Source organism: Thalassovita litoralis (assembly GCF_900182725.1).
In the GTDB taxonomy this organism is placed as follows: domain Bacteria; phylum Pseudomonadota; class Alphaproteobacteria; order Rhodobacterales; family Rhodobacteraceae; genus Thalassobius; species Thalassobius litoralis.
In genome coordinates, this window is record NZ_FXTO01000050.1 from 1 (window position 1) to 16839 (window position 16839).

The following is a 16839-nucleotide window of genomic DNA, read 5'->3' on the forward strand; positions in this document are numbered from 1 at the left end:
GGGAAAGAACGGTCGCAGCCGCGCCATCTGTTCGTCGGTCAGCCAAAATAGATTGCTCATGATACCCCCTGAAAGTTTGGGGATTTGAAGCATGCGACCAATGCGATCTCAAGCCGATTAATGGGTCCTGAGCCTAGAAGATGCGACGAATGCGGACGCTCAATTTTCTACGGCGAGTATGCACATTCAGAAGGCATTGGCTCTTTATGCATCTAGAGAAAATCCAGATTATAATAACTCTGTAAAGGAATCTATTTCGGCGATAGAGGCTGCATTTTCTGTCGTTAATGGTGAGAAAAGCAAAAACATGAGTTCCGCGATTAGGTTGGCTGAGAGTAAAGGCTTTAAGCTTCAGCCAGCTTTGAAAAGTGGAATACTTAATTTCTATGGATGGACATCCGATGAAAATGGAGTCCGCCATGCAATGTTCGATGACACATCCCAGTTATCCGAAGCGCAAGCAAAGTTAATGTTGGTCATTTGCTCAGGCCTAATGAACTATATGGTCGTCACTCAATCAGAGCGGAACTCATAGAAGCCCGTGCCAGTGGCACGGGCCGCGCCCGACCTCCCCCATGGGAGGGCGCTTCGCTTCCTCCTGAGGTCGGGCGCGGCCCTCTGTTCCGATCAAAACGCCAGCCAAATTTCGCCCACCGCCTTGCGTCAGATCAATCTGCCCCTAGCTGACTCAGTATAGCCTGAGAAAAAAACGAAGGAGGCTTTGATGCAAATCCAGATCAACACCGATCATCACCTGCACGGCGATGCCCGCACGGTTGAAGTCTGCGAACAGATTGTCCGCGAAGCGCTGGCCCCGGTGGCCAAGCGCCTGACCCGGATCGAGGTGCATCTGAAGGACGAGCGCGGCCCGAAGGGCGGCGAGGACATCCGCGCCACGGTCGAAGCCCGCCCCGAAGGGCTGCGCCCCTATGCAGCGCATCACGATGCGGCGGATATTCCCGTGGCGGTAAAGGCCGCGGCCAAGAAGCTGCGGCAGCGTCTGGAAACTGAATTTGACAAACTGGCCGATCACTGAACGCTGACCGGAACGGCCCGCCAGATCGGCGGGCCAACCCGGCGGGGCAGGGGTGAAACAGACTGTTCCCGAAATAAAGACTTTGCCCTGAATGTCGGGTGATTTACCCTGTATCCGTCGACAGACCCCCATGTTTTTCGTGTTTTCAGGGAGCTTCCAATGAAGAATTTTAAATTAATGTCTGCCGCGTGCCTTTTGGCTTTGGCCGCATCGCCCGCTTTGGCGAATGGCCCGCGCATCTATCCGTATCCTGCCAGCGCCAACTATTGCCCCGCTGGTCTGCAACCCATCACCATTGACGGCGTGATCTGTTGCGGCACGCCGAACCAGTCCATGACCTATCAACAGGCCAAGGCTGCCCCCGGCCCGCGCACATATCGCCCGGCGCGTCGCAGTGGCATGGTTTGCCCCGAAGGGGAAAAGGGCTGCTATCAACGATAGGCCCCCCCGGAATATGAATACGCAGGGGCCGATTTTCTGGCCCCTGCGTATAATGTGTTGGAAATAAACCTGTGTCGTGGCTGGGGCATGGCCCCGTAACGGTTACAGGGCTTTCAGGTCGCCAGCCATCTGTCGGCCATCGCGTCCTTCGCTCAGCTCGTAGCTGACTTTTTGGTTGTCGGCCAAACCTGTCAGGCCAGACCGTTCAACCGCCGAGATATGCACAAAAACATCTTTGCCGCCCGTATCGGGGGCAATAAACCCATAACCTTTAGTCGTATTAAACCATTTCACGGTGCCGGTGGGCATGTCCGTGTCTCCTTTCGCCTTAGTCGTTCAAACCCCGATAATTCGGGGCGTCGTGTCGCCGGACCTCAGAACTTGGCCCCCGAAACGGCGGCAGGAATCGTTCGTAAAGACCTAAGTCACGGGTATGATGATTGTTCGGTGAATGTAAAAATCAAGCAAAACGAACGTGCGCGGGTCAGTGATGCCTGTTATTCCATCATGCGGGCAAAGGAGTGTGCGATGAAAATTTACGGGTTGAAGAACTGTGATACCTGCCGCAAGGCGTTGAAATCATTGGATGGGGCGGTATTGATCGACATCCGGGAAACCCCTTTGGAGGATGCTTTGCTGGACCGGGCGTTGGAACAATTCGCTGAAAAACTGGTCAACACACGGTCTACAACATGGCGCGGTCTGGATGATGCCGAACGCGCCCGCCCGCCGCGTGACCTGCTGCGCGACCACCCGGCGTTGATGAAACGCCCGCTGATCGAAACCGCTGACGGGGAATTATTGCTGGGTTGGACCCGTACCCAGCAACAAGCCCTTGGCATCTGACGCGGAGCTGCTTAGGTCTTTGCAAAGATCGGAGGAATATCCATGCGCAATGCAGCCCTTGTTCTGGGGATTATCGGTGGCCTGATCGGGATGGTCGTGGGCTTTTTCAGCTATGGCTATACTGAATTTATCGACCGTTTCGGTGAAATCGAAGGGTTGGCATCTCAGGTGGATAACGTGGACCTGATCCGCGCGGCCAGCTTTTTCGCGCCGCTGCTGGCGCTTGCCGGGGGCGCGATGGCGCGGGCGCGGGCGTTGTGGGGCGGGGTGCTGATGTTGCTGTCCGCCGCGGGCATGTATCATGCCTTCCACTTCAACGTCTTTACCATGTTCCCCATCGGGTTTTGTGCGTTGGGCGGCTTGTTGGCGATTGCTGCGGGCAAACCGGACGAACCAAAGGCCCATTTCTAAGCGACGGGAAGGGCACCCCAATAGTTACGGCCCGCGCGGTGGTATCCGTCGCGGGCCGTGATTGTTTTTGGCGCTGATTATTTCAGCAAATCGGGCGGTGTCGCTTCTTGGGTCAGCGCGGTCACGACCCCGTCCAATGGCTGTACCGAGGTTTGTTTTTCCCCCAGACGCCGCATTGAAACGGTGCGTTCTTCGACCTCGTTTTTCCCGATGGCCAGAATGACCGGCACCTTTGCCAGCGAATGTTCGCGGACCTTGTAGTTGATCTTTTCGTTGCGCAGATCGGTTTCAGCGCGAATGCCTGCGGCCTTCAGGGTGGCGACCACCTCGCGGCAATAGTCATCGGCTTCGGACACGATCGAGGCAACAACCACCTGACGCGGGGTCAGCCAGAACGGCAGCTTGCCAGCGTGGCTTTCGATCAGGATACCGATGAAGCGTTCAAACGACCCCAGAACCGCACGGTGCAGCATGACGGGGCGGTGTTTGGCACCATCCTGCCCGATATAATTCGCGTCCAGACGTTCGGGCAGGTTCGGGTCCACTTGCAGCGTGCCGCATTGCCAATCCCGGCCAATCGCATCGGTCAGCACGAATTCCAGCTTCGGCCCATAGAACGCGCCTTCGCCTTCCTGAATTTCGTAATCATACCCGGCCGCGCGGCAGGCATCGCCCAGGGCCGCTTCGGTCCGGTCCCAGCTTTCTTCGGACCCGATCCGCTTTTCGGGGCGGGTGGACAGCTTGATCGACCAGTCATGGAAGCCTAGGTCGGCATAGATACCGGCCAGAAATTCGATGAATTTCTTGGTTTCGGCTTCGATCTGTTCCTCGGTGCAGAAGATATGCGCGTCATCCTGCGTAAAGCCGCGCACCCGCATAATGCCGTGCAACGCCCCCGAGGGTTCATAGCGGTTGCACGATCCGAATTCGGCCATGCGCAGCGGCAGGTCACGATAGGATTTCAAACCCTGATTGAACACCTGCACATGGCAGGGGCAGTTCATCGGTTTCAGCGCATTGACAGTTTTTTCACGGGCATGATCTTCGTCCACTTCGACGATGAACATGTTTTCCTGATAGTTTTCCCAGTGACCCGAGGCTTCCCACAGTTTGCGGTTCACCACTTGCGGGGTGTTCACTTCGACATAGCCGTCGCGTTCCTGCTGGCGGCGCATGTAATCCTGTAGGTTGGTGTAGATGCGCCAGCCATTCGGGTGCCAGAAAATTTGCCCCGGTGCTTCTTCCTGCATGTGGAACAGGTCCATTTCGCGGCCCAGTTTGCGGTGGTCGCGTTTGGCGGCTTCTTCCATCATGACTTCCCATGCCTTCAGATCCTTGCGGTTCTTGAAGGCCACGCCATAGATGCGTTGCAGCATCGGGCGGCTGCTGTCGCCCAGCCAATAGGCCCCGGCAACATGGGTCAGTTTAAAGGCATCGGCAGGAAGCTGGCCGGTGCTTTGCAGGTGCGGGCCGCGGCACAGATCCTGCCAGTCACCGTGCCAGTACATGCGCAGGTCTTCGCCTTCGGGGATGCGGTTCACCAGTTCCACTTTGAACGGCTCGCCTGCGTCCTCGTAATGCTTGATCGCGCGGGCGCGGTCCCACACTTCGGTGCGGACGGCATCGCGGGCGTTGATGATGTCTTTCATCCGGGCTTCGATCTGGCCCAGATCTTCGGGGGTGAAGGGGTCGGCGCGGTCGAAATCATAGAACCAGCCGTTATCGCGGACCGGGCCGATGGTGACTTTGACATCGGGCCAGATTTCCTGCACCGCGCGGGCCATGATATGCGCCAGATCGTGCCGGATCAGTTCCAGCGCGGCGGCATCGTCCTGCATGGTGTGGATGGCGATTTTCGCGTCTTCATTGATGGGCCATTGCAAATCCCAGTGCTGGCCGTTCACGGCGGCGCTGATTGCCTTTTTAGACAGGGATTTGGAAATGCTTTCAGCAACTTCCGCAGGGGTTACGCCTGCTGGAAATTCGCGTGCATTGCCATCGGGGAATGTCAGGGTGACTTGTGCCATGTATGGCCTCCTCGTCAGTTTGGCGCCCACGGAACGCCCGGTTGCGGGTGAATATGTGCGCCCCTTTTGAATCGCCTGTTGGGGCAAGTCAACCCAACCAAACGGAATGTCGCCTGTCGCGCTGTATTTGTCGCGCCCCCCTTTCCCTGCGCGGCAGGCTGGGGCAAGGTTGTGCCGAACACCACAACGCACCGGAGCTTTCATGACTTCCCCCAGCTACCTGACCACCCCGCAGGGCCGCCGAATTGCCTATCACAAAACCGAAGGGCTGGGGCCGGGCGTCGTGTTTCTGGGCGGGTTCAAATCCGATATGGGCGGCACCAAGGCAGTGTATCTGGAGGAATGGGCCAAGCAGCAGGGGCGTGCCTTTCTGCGCTTTGATTATTCCGGGCATGGTGAATCGTCCGAGGCGTTTGAGGACGGGGCCATTGGCGATTGGGCGCAGGACGCGGCGGCGGCCATCACGGAATTGACAGACGGGCCGCAGGTGTTGGTTGGCTCGTCTATGGGCGGGTGGATTTCGCTGCTGATGACGCAACGCCTGACGGCAAAGGTGGCGGGGCTGGTGACGGTCGCCGCCGCGCCTGACTTTACCGAGGACAGCATGTGGAACGGTTTTACCGACGCCCAGCGGGCAGAATTGAGGGAACAGGGCCGGGTGGCGCTGCCGTCAGAGTATGGCGATCCGTATATCATCACCCGCCGCCTGATCGAAGAAGGGCGTGATAATCTGGTGTTGCGCCAACCGTTGCCGTTGCCGTTCCCCACCCGGTTTCTTCAGGGAACTGCGGATGCAGATGTGGATATGGGGGTGGCGCTGCGCCTGTTGGATCACGCCAGCGGGCCGGACATACGGCTGACGCTGGTCAAGGGCGCGGATCATCGTTTTTCCGATGATGACTGTCTGGCGCTGATTGCCGAAAACATCACAGACGTGCTGACCCGAATTGCCAGCGCATAACCATGATCCAAGTATCGGAGGATACAAATGCACGACGCTAATCCAACGCACTGGCCGCAACGTGTCAGCCTGATTACCTTGGGCATGATGGATGTGGACCGTGCGGCCCGGTTTTATACCGCGATGGGCTGGCGGGCTGTTGAAACCATGCCGAACATGGTGGTCTATGATCTGCTGGGGCAGTCCATTGGGCTGTATGACCGCGCGGCCCTGGCCCGCGATATGGGGCTGGAACTGTCAGAGCTGGGGACAGGTGCGATGACACTGGCGCTGAATGCCCGGTCCAAGGCGCAGGTGGATCAATATTTCGATGCCGCCCGGCAGGCCGGGGCACGGGTGCTGAAAGCCCCGCATGATGTGTTTTGGGGTGGCTATATTGCTTATATCGCTGATCCCGACGGCCATGTTTGGGAACTGGCCTTTAATCCGTTTTCACCGCTGCGCGCCGATGGGGCGTTTCGCTGGGCAGGTTTCGGTCCCGAAGAAGGGGATGGCGGGCGTTAATTTGTTTTCATAAGCCCCCCGATGATGCGGGGGGTAATGTGGGTAGGGGAGTGTCGGGATGTCCGAACCACTGGTTTTTTTACCGGGCATGATGTGTGACGCGCGGGTGTTCGCGCCGCAGGTGACAGCGCTTTCGCGTGACCATGTTGTAACGGTTGCGCCAATTACATTGGGGGAACGGATCGAGGAGATTGCCTCGGCCATTTTACCGCTGTTGCCGCATAAATTCGCGCTGGCAGGGCTGTCGATGGGCGGTATCGTCGCCATGGAGATCCTGCGCAAAGCGCCGGACCGGGTGACGCGGCTGGCGCTGATGGATACCAATGCGCTGGCGGAAACCCCGGCCAGCGCCGCCGCCTACGAGCCGCTGATCATCGGGGCCAAGGCCGGGCGTCTGGACGATATGATGCGGCAGATGATGCGCCCCGAATATCTGGCCCCCGGCTCCCAGCGGGTCGAGGTGCTGAACAGCTTTCTGGAGATGGCGCGCGATCTGGGGCCGGATGTGTTTATCCGCCAAATCCGCGCCTTGCAGCGCCGCCGGGATCAGCAGGCGACATTGCGCAAATGCAAATGCCCAACGCTGGTGATGTGTGGGGAGCTGGATGGGCTGACGCCGCTGAAACGTCATACATTCATGGCTGACCTGATCCCCTATGCCGATCTGAAGGTGATCTCCGATGCAGGGCATTTGCCAACGCTGGAACAGCCCGAACGGGTGACAGCGGTGTTGCGTGACTGGCTGAAACAACCGCTGGTGCTGCGGGCGTGAAGCCTGCGGGGGAAAAGAACAGCTTGCGCCGCATGATTGCGCGGGTGCAAATCTGGACCCGCGCCCATCTGCCGCCGGGGGTGCGGTTGGTTGTTGGTCTGCTGTTATGTGTGGGCGGGGTATTCGGGTTTCTGCCGGTCTTGGGGTTTTGGATGCTTCCGCTGGGCGTAGCGGTCGCGGCACTGGATATTGTACCGCTGTGGCGGATGATACAGGGCCGGACGAAAGGGGGCCGGGCGAAACGGGATGACTGACGCGCCATAGAAAAAGGCGCAAGCCCGCGCCTGCGCCTTTTCTGAACACTCAGCCGTTGCGGATTATTTCGCGGCGGCGTTTTTATTGGCGGCTGCGGTTTTTGGGTTCGCTGCCGACTTGGCTGGTTTGACCGGGGCCGCAGAATTGGCATCAATGAAATCCAGCACCAGCGGGCGGATATTGTCGCGCCAGCTTTTGCCCGCGAAAATCCCATAATGGCCTGCGCCGGGTTCGACGTGGCTGGCCTTTTTGCTGTCCGGCAGGCCGGTACACAGGCCAAGGGCCGCAACGCATTGGCCGGGGGCGGAAATGTCATCATTCGCCCCTTCGACGGTTTTCACCGCCACGGTGGTGATTTTGCCGATGTCCACATGTTTGCCGTTGATCGAGAAGGTGTTTTTCCCGATTTCGCATTTTTTGAACACGCGTTCGACCGTGGACAGGTAGAATTCGGCGGTCATGTCCATAACTGCCAGATATTCATCGTAAAAACGGTTGTGGGCGTCATGGTCCGACGCTTCGCCCTTGGCCGTGCGCTGAATCTGATCGGTAAACGCCTTGGAGTGGCGATCTGCGTTCATCGACATGAAAGACGCCAATTGCAGCAGGCCCGGATAAACCTGACGCCCAACGCCTTTGTATTTGAAGCCAACGCGCTGGATCATCAGCTCTTCTAGCTGGCCCATCGTCATACGATTGCCGAAATCGGTCACATCGGTGGCCGCAGCGTCCGGGTCAATCGGGCCACCGATCAGCGTCAGCGAACGGGGCTGCGCGTCCGGGTCTTCTTCGGCCAGATAGGCGGTCGCGGCCAGCGTCAGCGGGGCGGGCTGGCAGACGGCGATCACATGGGTGTCCGGCCCCAGATGTTTCATGAAATCGACAAGGTAAAGGGTGTAATCCTCGACATCGAATTTACCTTCGGACACGGGGATGTCGCGCGCGTTATGCCAATCGGTAATGTATACTTCGCAGTTGACCAGCAGCGATTTCACGGTCGAGCGCAGCAGCGTGGCATAGTGGCCCGACATCGGTGCCACCAGCAGGATTTTGCGCGGCTGGGTTTCGCGGCCCGATACGTTGAAATGGATCAGGTTGCCAAAGGCCTTCTCGACCACGGTTTCAATGTTGACCAGATGGTCCTTGCCATCTTCACAGGTGAAGGTGCGGATACCCCAATCGGGTTTGGCAACCATGCGCTGAAACGTGCGTTCCGTGACCTGCCCCCAGGCGGCCATCCACTGCAAAGCAGGGTTTGGCACCATGCTAAAAAGCGGGTAAGATGCAAAGGACAGGGCGGAGGCACCCAACCATTGGTTCGTATTACGGAAAGTTTCCATAAGGTCATATGTCGCCATGTTGCGCATGTGGGTCTCCTTGTTGCCGGTGTTAGCCGGGACTTTTCGCCGATCAGCCCTGCAATGAAGCGACAGGTCACCTGTTCACCGAAGATGCTGCACAGCAGAAAGAATAGTAGGGAATCTTTAATATGACAACAAAAGAGGACGTCGCAGGCGAAAATTTGGAGCGGCTGAACGCCAACCTGACAAAGGTCGAGGAGCTTTCCAAGCGTCTGATCAGCGCGATGTCCGGTCGTAAAGCGGTAAACCCCACCCTGAACGGTCCCGATCAGGATGTTTTTATGAAAGCCGCCACGTCCTATTGGCAGGAAATGGCGACGAATCCGGCGCGTTTGTTTGAAACGCAGTTGGAATTCTGGGGAAAATCGGTGAAACATTTCATCGAAGCGCAGCAAGTGCTGGCGCAGGGTAAGCTGGAAGCGCCCGAAGATACTGGCCCAGACGACCGGCGGTTTTCCAACCCATTGTGGAAAACGAATCCCTATTTCAACTATATCAAGCAACAGTACCAACTGAACGCCGACGCCATGCGCAAAGCCGTGGACGAGGTGGACGATCTGGAACCGATCGAGAAAAAGCGGCTGCAATATTTCTCGAATCAGATCATCGACATGATGGCGCCCACCAATTTTCTGGGCACCAACCCCGACGCGCTGGAAAGAGCGATGGAAACGGATGGCGAATCGCTGGTGCGCGGATTGGAAAATCTGGTTGCCGATCTGGAGGCCAATAACGGCGAAATGCTGGTGCGGCTATCGGATGTGAATGCGTTCCGCTTGGGCGATAACATCGCCGCCTCAAAAGGCAGCGTCGTGTATCGCAATCGTATGATCGAGTTGATTCAGTACGCCCCGACAACCGATGAAGTCCACGCCACGCCCCTGATCGTGTTTCCGCCGTGGATTAACAAATTCTACATCCTTGATCTAAAAGAACAAAACAGCCTGATTAAATGGATCACCGATCAGGGTTATACGCTGTTCGTTGTATCATGGGTGAACCCGGACGACAGCTATCGCGATGTTGGGATGGAGGATTACATTCAGGACGGGTTCCTGACCGCCATAGCAGAGGTGAAGGCGATCACCGGGCAGGATCAAGTCAATTGCATCGGCTATTGTATCGCGGGAACGACGCTGTCGATGACGCTGTCCTTGATGCAGCATCGCGGCGATAAGTCTGTGAAATCGGCCACTTTTTTCACAACATTGACCGATTTTTCCGAACAGGGGGAATTCACGCCCTTCCTGCAAAACGATTTCATCGACGGCATCGAAAAGGAAGTGGCGGAAAATGGCATCCTGCGGTCGTTCATCATGGCGCGGACTTTTTCGTTCCTGCGGTCGAACGATCTGATCTATGGCCCGGCCATTCGCAGCTACATGCTGGGCGAAGCGCCGCCAGCCTTTGATCTGCTGTACTGGAACGGGGATGGCACCAACCTGCCTGCCAAGATGGCGGTCGAATATCTGCGCAAGCTGTGCCAGCGGAATGAATTTGCCGATGGCGGGATCGAGTTGATGGGGGATCGTTTGCAAATCGAGGATGTGGATATCCCGGTTTGTTTCATCGCCTGTGAAACCGATCATATCGCGGCGTGGAAAGACAGCTATCGCGGCGCACAGAAAATGGGGTCGAAGAACAAGACCTTTATCCTGTCTGAATCCGGCCATATCGCCGGGATCGTGAACCCGCCCTCGAAAAAGAAATACGGCCATTACACCAATACGGATATGTCGCTGTCCGCCGAAGACTGGCAGTCCACCGGCAAGTATCACGCGGGATCATGGTGGCCCCGGTGGGAAGGCTGGTTGGCGAAACGATCTGGCAAAATGGTTCCGGCCCGCCAGCCCGGCGATTCGACGCATCCGGTTCTGTGTGATGCGCCGGGAACCTATGTTGTGCCACTTGTCCCGGCGTCAACTGTCTGAATTCGCTTGATAATAGAATTCTTTCTGCATCGCAGCAAAATCACTTGATTTTCTGCGGTGCAGCATTCATATTGTTTGCAGATGCAGAAACCGGGGTGGGCCCGGAAAGCAGACTGAAGGAATTCAAAAATGGCTACGACCGCACAAGACTTCACCGGCATCATGAAAGACATGATGGGTTCGTTCCCGGTTGACACCAAAGCATTCGAAGACGCGTTCAAAACTCAGGCGTCGCTGAACGAAAAGCTGGCTGGCGTTGCGCTGACCGCTGCTGAAAAATCGTCGGAAATTTCGGCCAAATGGACCAAAGAAACCCTGACCAAACTGGGTGACATGTCCAAAGCCAAGGCAGACCCGGCTGACTATGCCAAAGCCCTGACCGATTTCGCTTCGGCTTCGGCTGAAACGGCTGCTGAAAACATGGCGGCTTTCGCTGAAATCGCGAAAAAAGTTCAGATGGAAACTGTTGAGCTGCTGATGGCCGCTGGCAAAGACATCACCGAAGAAGCTTCGGCGGCTGTTCAGAAAGCCACCAAAGAAGCAACTGAAGCGGCCAAGAAGGTCGCTGCGAAGTAAGTAACGCGTTTTCACCGCATCGACCTCCTCCCAAATAGATGCGTGGCGTGGGGCGGGCATGTAATGCCCGCCCTTTCTTTTTGAATTGGACTGGTCTACGCTTTGCCGCAGTGCTGCATTTTGGGAGGACTGCCATGGCAGATGACAACAAGCCGCTTTTGATCAAACGCTATGCCAGCCGCCGTTTGTATAATACGGAAACCAGCGATTATGTGACGCTGGAAGACATCGCTGGCTTCATCCGAGAAGGGCGCGAGGTTCAGATCGTTGATTTGAAATCCGGCGATGACCTGACCCGGCAATATCTGTTGCAAATCATTGCTGAACACGAAAGCCGCGGTGAAAATGTGCTGCCGGTGAATATCCTGACGGATCTGGTGCGCACCTATACCAATCAGGCCGGATCGGTCGTGCCGCAATTCCTGCAAATGTCGTTCGATATGCTGCGTGATGGGCAGTCGAAGATGATGGAAAATATGACCAAAGTGAACCCAATGGCGAAAATGCCGGGGTTCGAGGCCATGCAGGCGCAGCAAGAAGCGTTCATGAAGGCGATGACCGGGGGATTGTCGGGCGGCATGTCCGGCGCATGGAGCGGGCCATCCCCGGATGACAGCGCTGGCGGCGGGGATGACGAAGATCTGGACGACATCAAGAAACAACTGTCCGAGCTTCAGGCGAAGCTGTCGAAGATGAGCAAGTAACGCCGGATGGTAGACAGCCCCGGACGTATCACGCTTTGGGGGGTCGAGGTGTTCGTGGCCACCGCCGAAGAAGGAAGTATCTCGGCGGCGGCGCGGCGTCTGGGGGCCAGCCCTTCGGCGGTCAGCCAGCAACTAACCAATCTGGAAAGCGCCATCGGCACGACGCTGGTGCAGCGTAATGCCCGCCCGATGCGGCTAACCCCGGCGGGGGAATTGTTTCGCCGTCGCGCCGGGACCATCCTGAACGAAGCGGCATTGGCCCGCGCGGAACTGGCGATGGCCGATCTGGCCACGCTGACCCGGTTCCGGCTGGGCGTGATCGAGGATTTCGAGGCCGATGTAACCCCACGCCTGCTGACCGATCTGGCGGGGCGGATGAAGAACTGTCAGTTTCTTCTGGAAACCGGGGCCAGCCATGTTTTGCACGATCAGTTGGACGCCCGCGCGTTGGATGTGATCGTGGCCGCGGAAATGGGTGCCCCGGCTGACTGGATGGAGGTGCATCCCCTGCTGACCGAGGGGTTCGTGGCTGTTGCCCCCAAGGGGCAGGTGGACCCGGATTTGGAACCGCTGCCGCAGTTGAAGGCGCTGCCCCTGGTGCAATATACAACGCGGCACTATATGGGGCGGCTTTTGGCCTCTCATCTGGCGCGGCAAAACCTGACGTTGGCGCATCGGTTCGAGTTGGACAGCTATCACGCCATTCTTGCGCTGGTGGCGCAGGGAACGGGCTGGTCCATCCTGCCACCGTTGGCTCTGATGCGGGCGCGCCGGTTTGCCGACCGGCTGGACGTGATGGCGCTGCCCTTTGCCCAGTTGACCCGCACCATTACCCTGACCGCCCGCAAGGATATTTTACAGGACATGCCCGCGCAGGTCGCTGCACAGTTGAAGCCAATCCTGCAAGAGGTGATTGTGGACCCGGCGATCCAGGCCTATCCCTTCATGCGGAATGTTTTGTCCTTGCACTGACGGAACGCCCGGCTGGACCGCCAGTCATTCGGCGGCGTTTTTCAGGGTGGCCATCAGGCTGTGGAATTTTTCCCCCTGAATGGCCACATGACCCCGCAAGGCGTTTGCGGCGGCTTCGGAATCGCCTTGTTCTAACGCCGTCAGGATAGCTTTGTGTTCCGCTAAGGATTGCGCCATGCGCCCCCGCAGTCGTAGCTGTTGACGGCGATAGGGTTGTAACCGGCGATGCAGATTGCAGGTTTCTGTTTCTAGAAATCCATTGCCTGCTTCGCGGTAGATGATTTTGTGGAAGCGCTCGTTCTCGGCATAATACAGGTCGGGTTCTTGGGCATCGACGGCGATCTGGCACTTGTGGTTCGCGTCGTGTAAATCGGCCAGCGCCGTATCTGAAATCCGTTTCGCGGCCAACCGGCCACACACGGCTTCGACCTCGGCCATGACCTCGAACATTTCCATTAATTCGACTGGGCCGGGCTGGCGCACGAATGCCCCCCGGCGCGGCACCAGTTCCACCAGTTGCGAGCGGGCCAGCCGTTGCAGCGCCTCTCTCAGCGGGGTTCTGGAAACGCCGAAATGTTCAGAAAGGCGTACCTCGTCAAGACGATCTCCATCCGCGTAGGTGCCGTTAAAGATGCGCTCTTCCAGCGCATCCGCAATGATATCTGCGCGCCGTTTTTCCATGTTTTTCCTTTAGCGAACATCAGATTGATATGCAATGGATGGGTCAATGTATACAAGAAGGTTGACCGGAAATACACTGCCTGCCTATTGTGCAGGATACTCTGGCTTTGGCCAGAGCATGATTTTTGGGAGGAAAACATGAAGTCTATCGTTAAATCCGCCGTCGCGGCGTTGGCCATCGCATCGGTTGGCACGCTGGCACAGGCAACGGAATTACGTCTGTCACATCAATGGTCGAATAAGGACGTTCGTCATAAAGTGGCGCAAATCGTGGCGGACGAGGTGGCCGCCGCCAATGTTGACCTGAATATCAAGATTTTCGGCTCGAAGTCGCTGTTCAAACCGCGTGAACAGTACAAGCCGCTGAGCCGCGGCCAGTTGGATATGACCGTTCTGCCGCTGTCGTATGCCGGGGGACAGCAACCCGCGTACAACCTGACGCTTATGCCCGGTCTTGTGAAAAACCACGATCACGCGGCGCGCCTGTCAAATTCGCCCTTCATGGAAGCGCTCGAGGCCAAAATGGCCGAAGATGACGTGATGGTGCTGGTGCATGGCTATCTTGCGGGCGGTTTCGTGGGCAAGGACAAGTGCATCACCAAACCTTCGGATGTTGAAGGCCTGCAAACCCGCGCTGCGGGCAAGTCGTTCGAGCAAATGCTGGCAGGGGCAGGGGCGTCCATTGCCTCGATGGCATCATCCGAAATCTACAACGCGATGCAAACCGGCGTGCTTCAGGCGGCGAACTCGTCGTCCTCGTCTTTTGTCAGCTATCGTATTTACGAACAGGCCAGCTGCTATACCCCGGCGGGGGATGTGGCCCTATGGTTCATGTACCAGCCGCTTTTGATGAACAAGACAACCTTCGAGGGGCTGACAGAAGCCCAGCAAAACGCGCTTCTGGCCGCTGCTGAAAAAGCCGAAGCCTTCTACCTTGAAGAAGCCAAGAAGGAAGACGTGGTCTCGGCCAAGGTGTTTGCTGACGCAGGGGTTCAAATCGCGCAGATGAGTGTTGAGGATTTCGAGGCATGGCGCGCGCTGGCCAAGGAAACCTCGTACAAGAAGTTCGTCGAAGAAGTGAAAGACGGGCAGAAGCTGCTCGATCTGGCGCTGGCTGTCGAATAATCCCCGGCAAGAGGGGGCGGACCAATGGCCCCCTCTTTGCCTTGAAAAATAACAAAAAGGGAGGCGCTTATGGCCGGAGGTCATAGCTCTGCAACTGTTGCAGATACGGGGAACAATCCCTTCCTCAAAGCCGTGGCTGCACTATCGACCTTGGCAGGCTGGTGCGCTGCCGCGATGATCGTTGCCGCCGTGGCAATCACCTGCCAGATGATTGTTGTGCGCTTCGTGCTGAATGGCTCGACGACTTGGCAAACCGAGGCCGTGATCTATCTGGTTATTTCCGCAACGTTGATCGGTCTTCCCTATGTGCAACGTTTGCGTGGGCATGTGAACGTGGACCTGATCCCGATTTCCCTTGCCCCGCGTCCGCGGTTTTTCATGGCAATTCTAACCTCGGTCCTGTCGATCGGTATTATCGGCGTGATGCTGTTTTACGGCTATGAATACTGGCATTTCGCATTTGAACGGGGCTGGCGCTCGGACACTGTCTGGGGGGTGCGTCTGTGGATTCCCTATCTGGCGATCCCGGTCGGTTTTGGCCTGCTGTTGCTGCAACTGATTGCCGATCTTTTCGCCGTTCTGACCGGCACAGATAAACCTTTTGGGCTGGAGTAACGACGATGGACCCTCTTTTGCTTGGTGGGATTGTGGCGATTGTCACCATCCTTGTTCTGTTCTCTGGTGTATCTGTGGCGATGGGGCTTCTGATCGTGTCCGCCGGGTTCTTGCTTGTCTTTGACGGCCCCCGGTCAATGGAACTGATGCCCGAGATTTTCTTTGGCAAGCTGGATAATTTCGCGCTGCTTTCGATCCCGATGTTCATCATCATGGGGTCATCCATCGCCTCAACGCGGGCGGGCGCTGATCTTTACGAGGCCCTTGAACGCTGGCTGACCCGTATTCCCGGCGGTCTGGTCGTGTCGAACCTTGGGGCCTGTGCCCTGTTCGCGGCCATGTCTGGCTCATCCCCCGCGACCTGCGCCGCGATTGGCAAGATGGGTATCCCCGAAATGCGCAAGCGGGGCTATCCCGCAGGTGTGGCTGCCGGGTCCATTGCCGCAGGCGGTACGCTTGGTATTCTGATCCCGCCCTCTGTCACGATGATCGTTTACGGTATCGCCACGGAAACCTCGATTGGCCGCCTGTTCCTTGCGGGGGTCATTCCCGGCCTGATGCTGGTGGGGCTGTTCATGGCATGGTCGCTTTATTCCACATGGAAATCGGGCGACGCGGCCCGCCTGGGGTCCGGCAGCTATACATGGGCCGAACGGTTCGAGATACTGCCCCGCGTTCTGCCTTTCCTCGCCATTATCCTTGGGGTTCTTTACGCCATGTATGGCGGTATTGCGACGCCTTCGGAAACCGCTGCGGTTGGGGCGCTTCTGTGCCTGCTGATTGCCATCATCATCTACAAACTGTGGCATCCGCGTGCGATCTGGACCGTGCTGCGGGACAGCACCAAGGAAAGCGTGATGATCCTGTTCATCATCGCTGCCGCCGGGGTGTTTTCCTATATGCTGTCGTCGCTGTTCATCACGCAGGCCATCGCGGAATGGATCGGCACGCTAGAGGTCAACCGCTGGGTTTTGATGGGGGCCGTCAACGTGTTCCTTCTGGTGGCCGGGTTCTTCTTGCCGCCCGTCGCGGTGATCCTTATGGCGGCGCCGATCCTGCTGCCGATCATCACCACCGCAGGGTTCGATCCGATTTGGTTTGCGGTCGTCCTGACGATCAATATGGAAATCGGCCTGATTTCCCCCCCGGTGGGGCTGAATCTGTATGTCATCAACGGTATCGCGCCGGACATTTCGCTCAAGACCATTCTGGTCGGCTCTTTGCCCTATGTGGCCTGCATGGTGTTGGCGATCGTCTTGCTATGCCTGTTTCCGGGCATTGCCACATGGCTGCCCGATATGGTGATGGGGGCCGCGCTGTGATCAGGTGCGGTTTCAAACGCATCATGAAAGCGCCCGCGCCATAGCCGGGCATCTGGCCGATTGGCCACAGTGAAAAAATTCGGGATCAGCTTGGATCAGGTTGATCTCGACCCCTACGACGATACTGGTGCGATGTCGTGCGGGGCGTAAAACCTTGGCCCTTGGTTTTGCAATTTCTCTTGTCCTTCTGGCCTGTCTTAGGCTCAGGACTCATAACCAAAACATGACTGTTGCGGCGAGAGCGATGGCCGAGAGGAAGACTTCGGGGCAGCGGTCATATCGGGTGGCGACCCGCCGCC

At 57.4% G+C, this 16839-nt stretch carries 19 protein-coding genes and 1 pseudogene; 15 read left to right on the forward strand and 5 right to left on the reverse strand.

The window, feature by feature from the left end; genetic code table 11:
* The first annotated feature begins 724 nt into the window (after nucleotides 1-724).
* Nucleotides 725-1036 (forward strand): HPF/RaiA family ribosome-associated protein, encoded by a 312-nt coding sequence (locus FN828_RS19510; protein WP_142494998.1) that lies wholly within the window; start codon nucleotides 725-727, stop codon nucleotides 1034-1036.
* Nucleotides 1037-1195: 159 nt separating this feature from the next.
* Nucleotides 1196-1477 carry a hypothetical protein gene (locus tag FN828_RS19515; RefSeq protein WP_235891543.1) on the forward strand — a complete coding sequence of 94 codons (282 nt, stop codon included), beginning with the start codon at nucleotides 1196-1198 and terminating at the stop codon, nucleotides 1475-1477.
* A gap of 102 nt (nucleotides 1478-1579) precedes the next feature.
* On the opposite strand, the gene FN828_RS19520 is transcribed toward FN828_RS19515, so the two are convergent.
* A complete protein-coding gene (locus FN828_RS19520) occupies nucleotides 1580-1786 on the reverse strand; it encodes a cold-shock protein (protein ID WP_142494999.1) in 207 nt (68 codons plus the stop codon).
* Between the two features lie 219 nt (nucleotides 1787-2005).
* Here FN828_RS19520 and FN828_RS19525 point away from each other — a divergent pair, with 219 nt between their 5' ends.
* The gene (locus FN828_RS19525; RefSeq protein ID WP_142495000.1) at nucleotides 2006-2323 is read left to right on the forward strand and encodes an ArsC/Spx/MgsR family protein; all 318 of its coding nucleotides are present in this window, start codon (nucleotides 2006-2008) and stop codon (nucleotides 2321-2323) included.
* Nucleotides 2324-2365: 42 nt separating this feature from the next.
* Complete coding sequence (locus FN828_RS19530; RefSeq protein ID WP_142495001.1) at nucleotides 2366-2734, forward strand: hypothetical protein; 369 nt, start codon at nucleotides 2366-2368, stop codon at nucleotides 2732-2734.
* Between the two features lie 77 nt (nucleotides 2735-2811).
* Here the strand turns inward: FN828_RS19530 and thrS are convergent, their stop codons facing one another.
* Nucleotides 2812-4761, reverse strand: coding sequence for a threonine--tRNA ligase (gene thrS, locus FN828_RS19535; protein WP_142495002.1), 1950 nt, complete (start codon nucleotides 4759-4761; stop codon nucleotides 2812-2814).
* 202 nt (nucleotides 4762-4963) lie between these two features.
* On the opposite strand from thrS, the gene FN828_RS19540 reads away from it, so the two are divergent.
* The 4 genes from FN828_RS19540 to FN828_RS19555 are packed head-to-tail and all read left to right on the forward strand — an operon-like array spanning nucleotide 4964 to nucleotide 7252.
* Complete coding sequence (locus tag FN828_RS19540; protein WP_142495003.1) at nucleotides 4964-5722, forward strand: alpha/beta hydrolase; 759 nt, start codon at nucleotides 4964-4966, stop codon at nucleotides 5720-5722.
* Between the two features lie 27 nt (nucleotides 5723-5749).
* The gene (locus tag FN828_RS19545) at nucleotides 5750-6226 is read left to right on the forward strand and encodes a VOC family protein (RefSeq protein WP_142495004.1); all 477 of its coding nucleotides are present in this window, start codon (nucleotides 5750-5752) and stop codon (nucleotides 6224-6226) included.
* A gap of 58 nt (nucleotides 6227-6284) precedes the next feature.
* Nucleotides 6285-6998 carry an alpha/beta fold hydrolase gene (locus FN828_RS19550; protein WP_142495005.1) on the forward strand — a complete coding sequence of 238 codons (714 nt, stop codon included), beginning with the start codon at nucleotides 6285-6287 and terminating at the stop codon, nucleotides 6996-6998.
* A gap of 32 nt (nucleotides 6999-7030) precedes the next feature.
* Nucleotides 7031-7252, forward strand: coding sequence for a hypothetical protein (locus FN828_RS19555; protein ID WP_142495016.1), 222 nt, complete (start codon nucleotides 7031-7033; stop codon nucleotides 7250-7252).
* 63 nt (nucleotides 7253-7315) lie between these two features.
* On the opposite strand, the gene phaZ is transcribed toward FN828_RS19555, so the two are convergent.
* Nucleotides 7316-8620, reverse strand: coding sequence for a polyhydroxyalkanoate depolymerase (phaZ, locus tag FN828_RS19560; RefSeq protein WP_142495006.1), 1305 nt, complete (start codon nucleotides 8618-8620; stop codon nucleotides 7316-7318).
* A 122-nt stretch (nucleotides 8621-8742) separates the two neighbouring features.
* Between phaZ and FN828_RS19565 the strand changes: the two genes are divergently transcribed.
* The 4 genes from FN828_RS19565 to FN828_RS19580 all read left to right on the forward strand — a co-directional run bounded on the left by FN828_RS19565 (nucleotide 8743) and on the right by FN828_RS19580 (nucleotide 12797).
* Entirely contained in the window at nucleotides 8743-10545 is a 1803-nt protein-coding gene (locus FN828_RS19565; protein ID WP_142495007.1) for a PHA/PHB synthase family protein, read from the forward strand.
* Nucleotides 10546-10674: 129 nt separating this feature from the next.
* Nucleotides 10675-11121 carry a phasin family protein gene (locus tag FN828_RS19570; protein WP_142495008.1) on the forward strand — a complete coding sequence of 149 codons (447 nt, stop codon included), beginning with the start codon at nucleotides 10675-10677 and terminating at the stop codon, nucleotides 11119-11121.
* Between the two features lie 134 nt (nucleotides 11122-11255).
* Nucleotides 11256-11825: a polyhydroxyalkanoate synthesis repressor PhaR gene (gene phaR / locus FN828_RS19575; protein WP_142495009.1), complete on the forward strand. Its 570-nt coding sequence runs from the start codon at nucleotides 11256-11258 to the stop codon at nucleotides 11823-11825.
* 6 nt (nucleotides 11826-11831) lie between these two features.
* Nucleotides 11832-12797: a LysR family transcriptional regulator gene (locus FN828_RS19580; RefSeq protein WP_142495010.1), complete on the forward strand. Its 966-nt coding sequence runs from the start codon at nucleotides 11832-11834 to the stop codon at nucleotides 12795-12797.
* A gap of 24 nt (nucleotides 12798-12821) precedes the next feature.
* On the opposite strand, the gene FN828_RS19585 is transcribed toward FN828_RS19580, so the two are convergent.
* Nucleotides 12822-13478: a GntR family transcriptional regulator gene (locus FN828_RS19585; protein WP_142495011.1), complete on the reverse strand. Its 657-nt coding sequence runs from the start codon at nucleotides 13476-13478 to the stop codon at nucleotides 12822-12824.
* A gap of 138 nt (nucleotides 13479-13616) precedes the next feature.
* Between FN828_RS19585 and dctP the strand changes: the two genes are divergently transcribed.
* The 3 genes from dctP to FN828_RS19600 all read left to right on the forward strand — a co-directional run bounded on the left by dctP (nucleotide 13617) and on the right by FN828_RS19600 (nucleotide 16540).
* On the forward strand, nucleotides 13617-14603 hold the full coding sequence (gene dctP / locus FN828_RS19590) for a TRAP transporter substrate-binding protein DctP (protein WP_142495012.1): 987 nt from the start codon (nucleotides 13617-13619) through the stop codon (nucleotides 14601-14603).
* A 69-nt stretch (nucleotides 14604-14672) separates the two neighbouring features.
* Nucleotides 14673-15218, forward strand: coding sequence for a TRAP transporter small permease (locus FN828_RS19595; RefSeq protein ID WP_142495013.1), 546 nt, complete (start codon nucleotides 14673-14675; stop codon nucleotides 15216-15218).
* Between the two features lie 5 nt (nucleotides 15219-15223).
* A complete protein-coding gene (locus FN828_RS19600) occupies nucleotides 15224-16540 on the forward strand; it encodes a TRAP transporter large permease (RefSeq protein WP_142495014.1) in 1317 nt (438 codons plus the stop codon).
* 210 nt (nucleotides 16541-16750) lie between these two features.
* On the opposite strand, the pseudogene FN828_RS19605 reads toward FN828_RS19600, so the two are convergent.
* Nucleotides 16751-16839 (reverse strand): annotated as a pseudogene (locus FN828_RS19605) (IS5/IS1182 family transposase); the annotation flags it as partial.

What these genes read in the sequence shown, in the direction of transcription:
- FN828_RS19510 (WP_142494998.1), top strand. Translation starts at nt 725, where the DNA reads ATGCAAATCCAGATCAACACCGATCATCACCTGCACGGCGATGCCCGC.
- FN828_RS19515 (WP_235891543.1), top strand. Translation starts at nt 1,196, where the DNA reads ATGAAGAATTTTAAATTAATGTCTGCCGCGTGCCTTTTGGCTTTGGCC.
- FN828_RS19520 (WP_142494999.1), bottom strand. Translation starts at nt 1,786, where the DNA reads ATGCCCACCGGCACCGTGAAATGGTTTAATACGACTAAAGGTTATGGG.
- FN828_RS19525 (WP_142495000.1), top strand. Translation starts at nt 2,006, where the DNA reads ATGAAAATTTACGGGTTGAAGAACTGTGATACCTGCCGCAAGGCGTTG.
- FN828_RS19530 (WP_142495001.1), top strand. Translation starts at nt 2,366, where the DNA reads ATGCGCAATGCAGCCCTTGTTCTGGGGATTATCGGTGGCCTGATCGGG.
- thrS (WP_142495002.1), bottom strand. Translation starts at nt 4,761, where the DNA reads ATGGCACAAGTCACCCTGACATTCCCCGATGGCAATGCACGCGAATTT.
- FN828_RS19540 (WP_142495003.1), top strand. Translation starts at nt 4,964, where the DNA reads ATGACTTCCCCCAGCTACCTGACCACCCCGCAGGGCCGCCGAATTGCC.
- FN828_RS19545 (WP_142495004.1), top strand. Translation starts at nt 5,750, where the DNA reads ATGCACGACGCTAATCCAACGCACTGGCCGCAACGTGTCAGCCTGATT.
- FN828_RS19550 (WP_142495005.1), top strand. Translation starts at nt 6,285, where the DNA reads ATGTCCGAACCACTGGTTTTTTTACCGGGCATGATGTGTGACGCGCGG.
- FN828_RS19555 (WP_142495016.1), top strand. Translation starts at nt 7,031, where the DNA reads ATGATTGCGCGGGTGCAAATCTGGACCCGCGCCCATCTGCCGCCGGGG.
- phaZ (WP_142495006.1), bottom strand. Translation starts at nt 8,620, where the DNA reads ATGCGCAACATGGCGACATATGACCTTATGGAAACTTTCCGTAATACG.
- FN828_RS19565 (WP_142495007.1), top strand. Translation starts at nt 8,743, where the DNA reads ATGACAACAAAAGAGGACGTCGCAGGCGAAAATTTGGAGCGGCTGAAC.
- FN828_RS19570 (WP_142495008.1), top strand. Translation starts at nt 10,675, where the DNA reads ATGGCTACGACCGCACAAGACTTCACCGGCATCATGAAAGACATGATG.
- phaR (WP_142495009.1), top strand. Translation starts at nt 11,256, where the DNA reads ATGGCAGATGACAACAAGCCGCTTTTGATCAAACGCTATGCCAGCCGC.
- FN828_RS19580 (WP_142495010.1), top strand. Translation starts at nt 11,832, where the DNA reads ATGGTAGACAGCCCCGGACGTATCACGCTTTGGGGGGTCGAGGTGTTC.
- FN828_RS19585 (WP_142495011.1), bottom strand. Translation starts at nt 13,478, where the DNA reads ATGGAAAAACGGCGCGCAGATATCATTGCGGATGCGCTGGAAGAGCGC.
- dctP (WP_142495012.1), top strand. Translation starts at nt 13,617, where the DNA reads ATGAAGTCTATCGTTAAATCCGCCGTCGCGGCGTTGGCCATCGCATCG.
- FN828_RS19595 (WP_142495013.1), top strand. Translation starts at nt 14,673, where the DNA reads ATGGCCGGAGGTCATAGCTCTGCAACTGTTGCAGATACGGGGAACAAT.
- FN828_RS19600 (WP_142495014.1), top strand. Translation starts at nt 15,224, where the DNA reads ATGGACCCTCTTTTGCTTGGTGGGATTGTGGCGATTGTCACCATCCTT.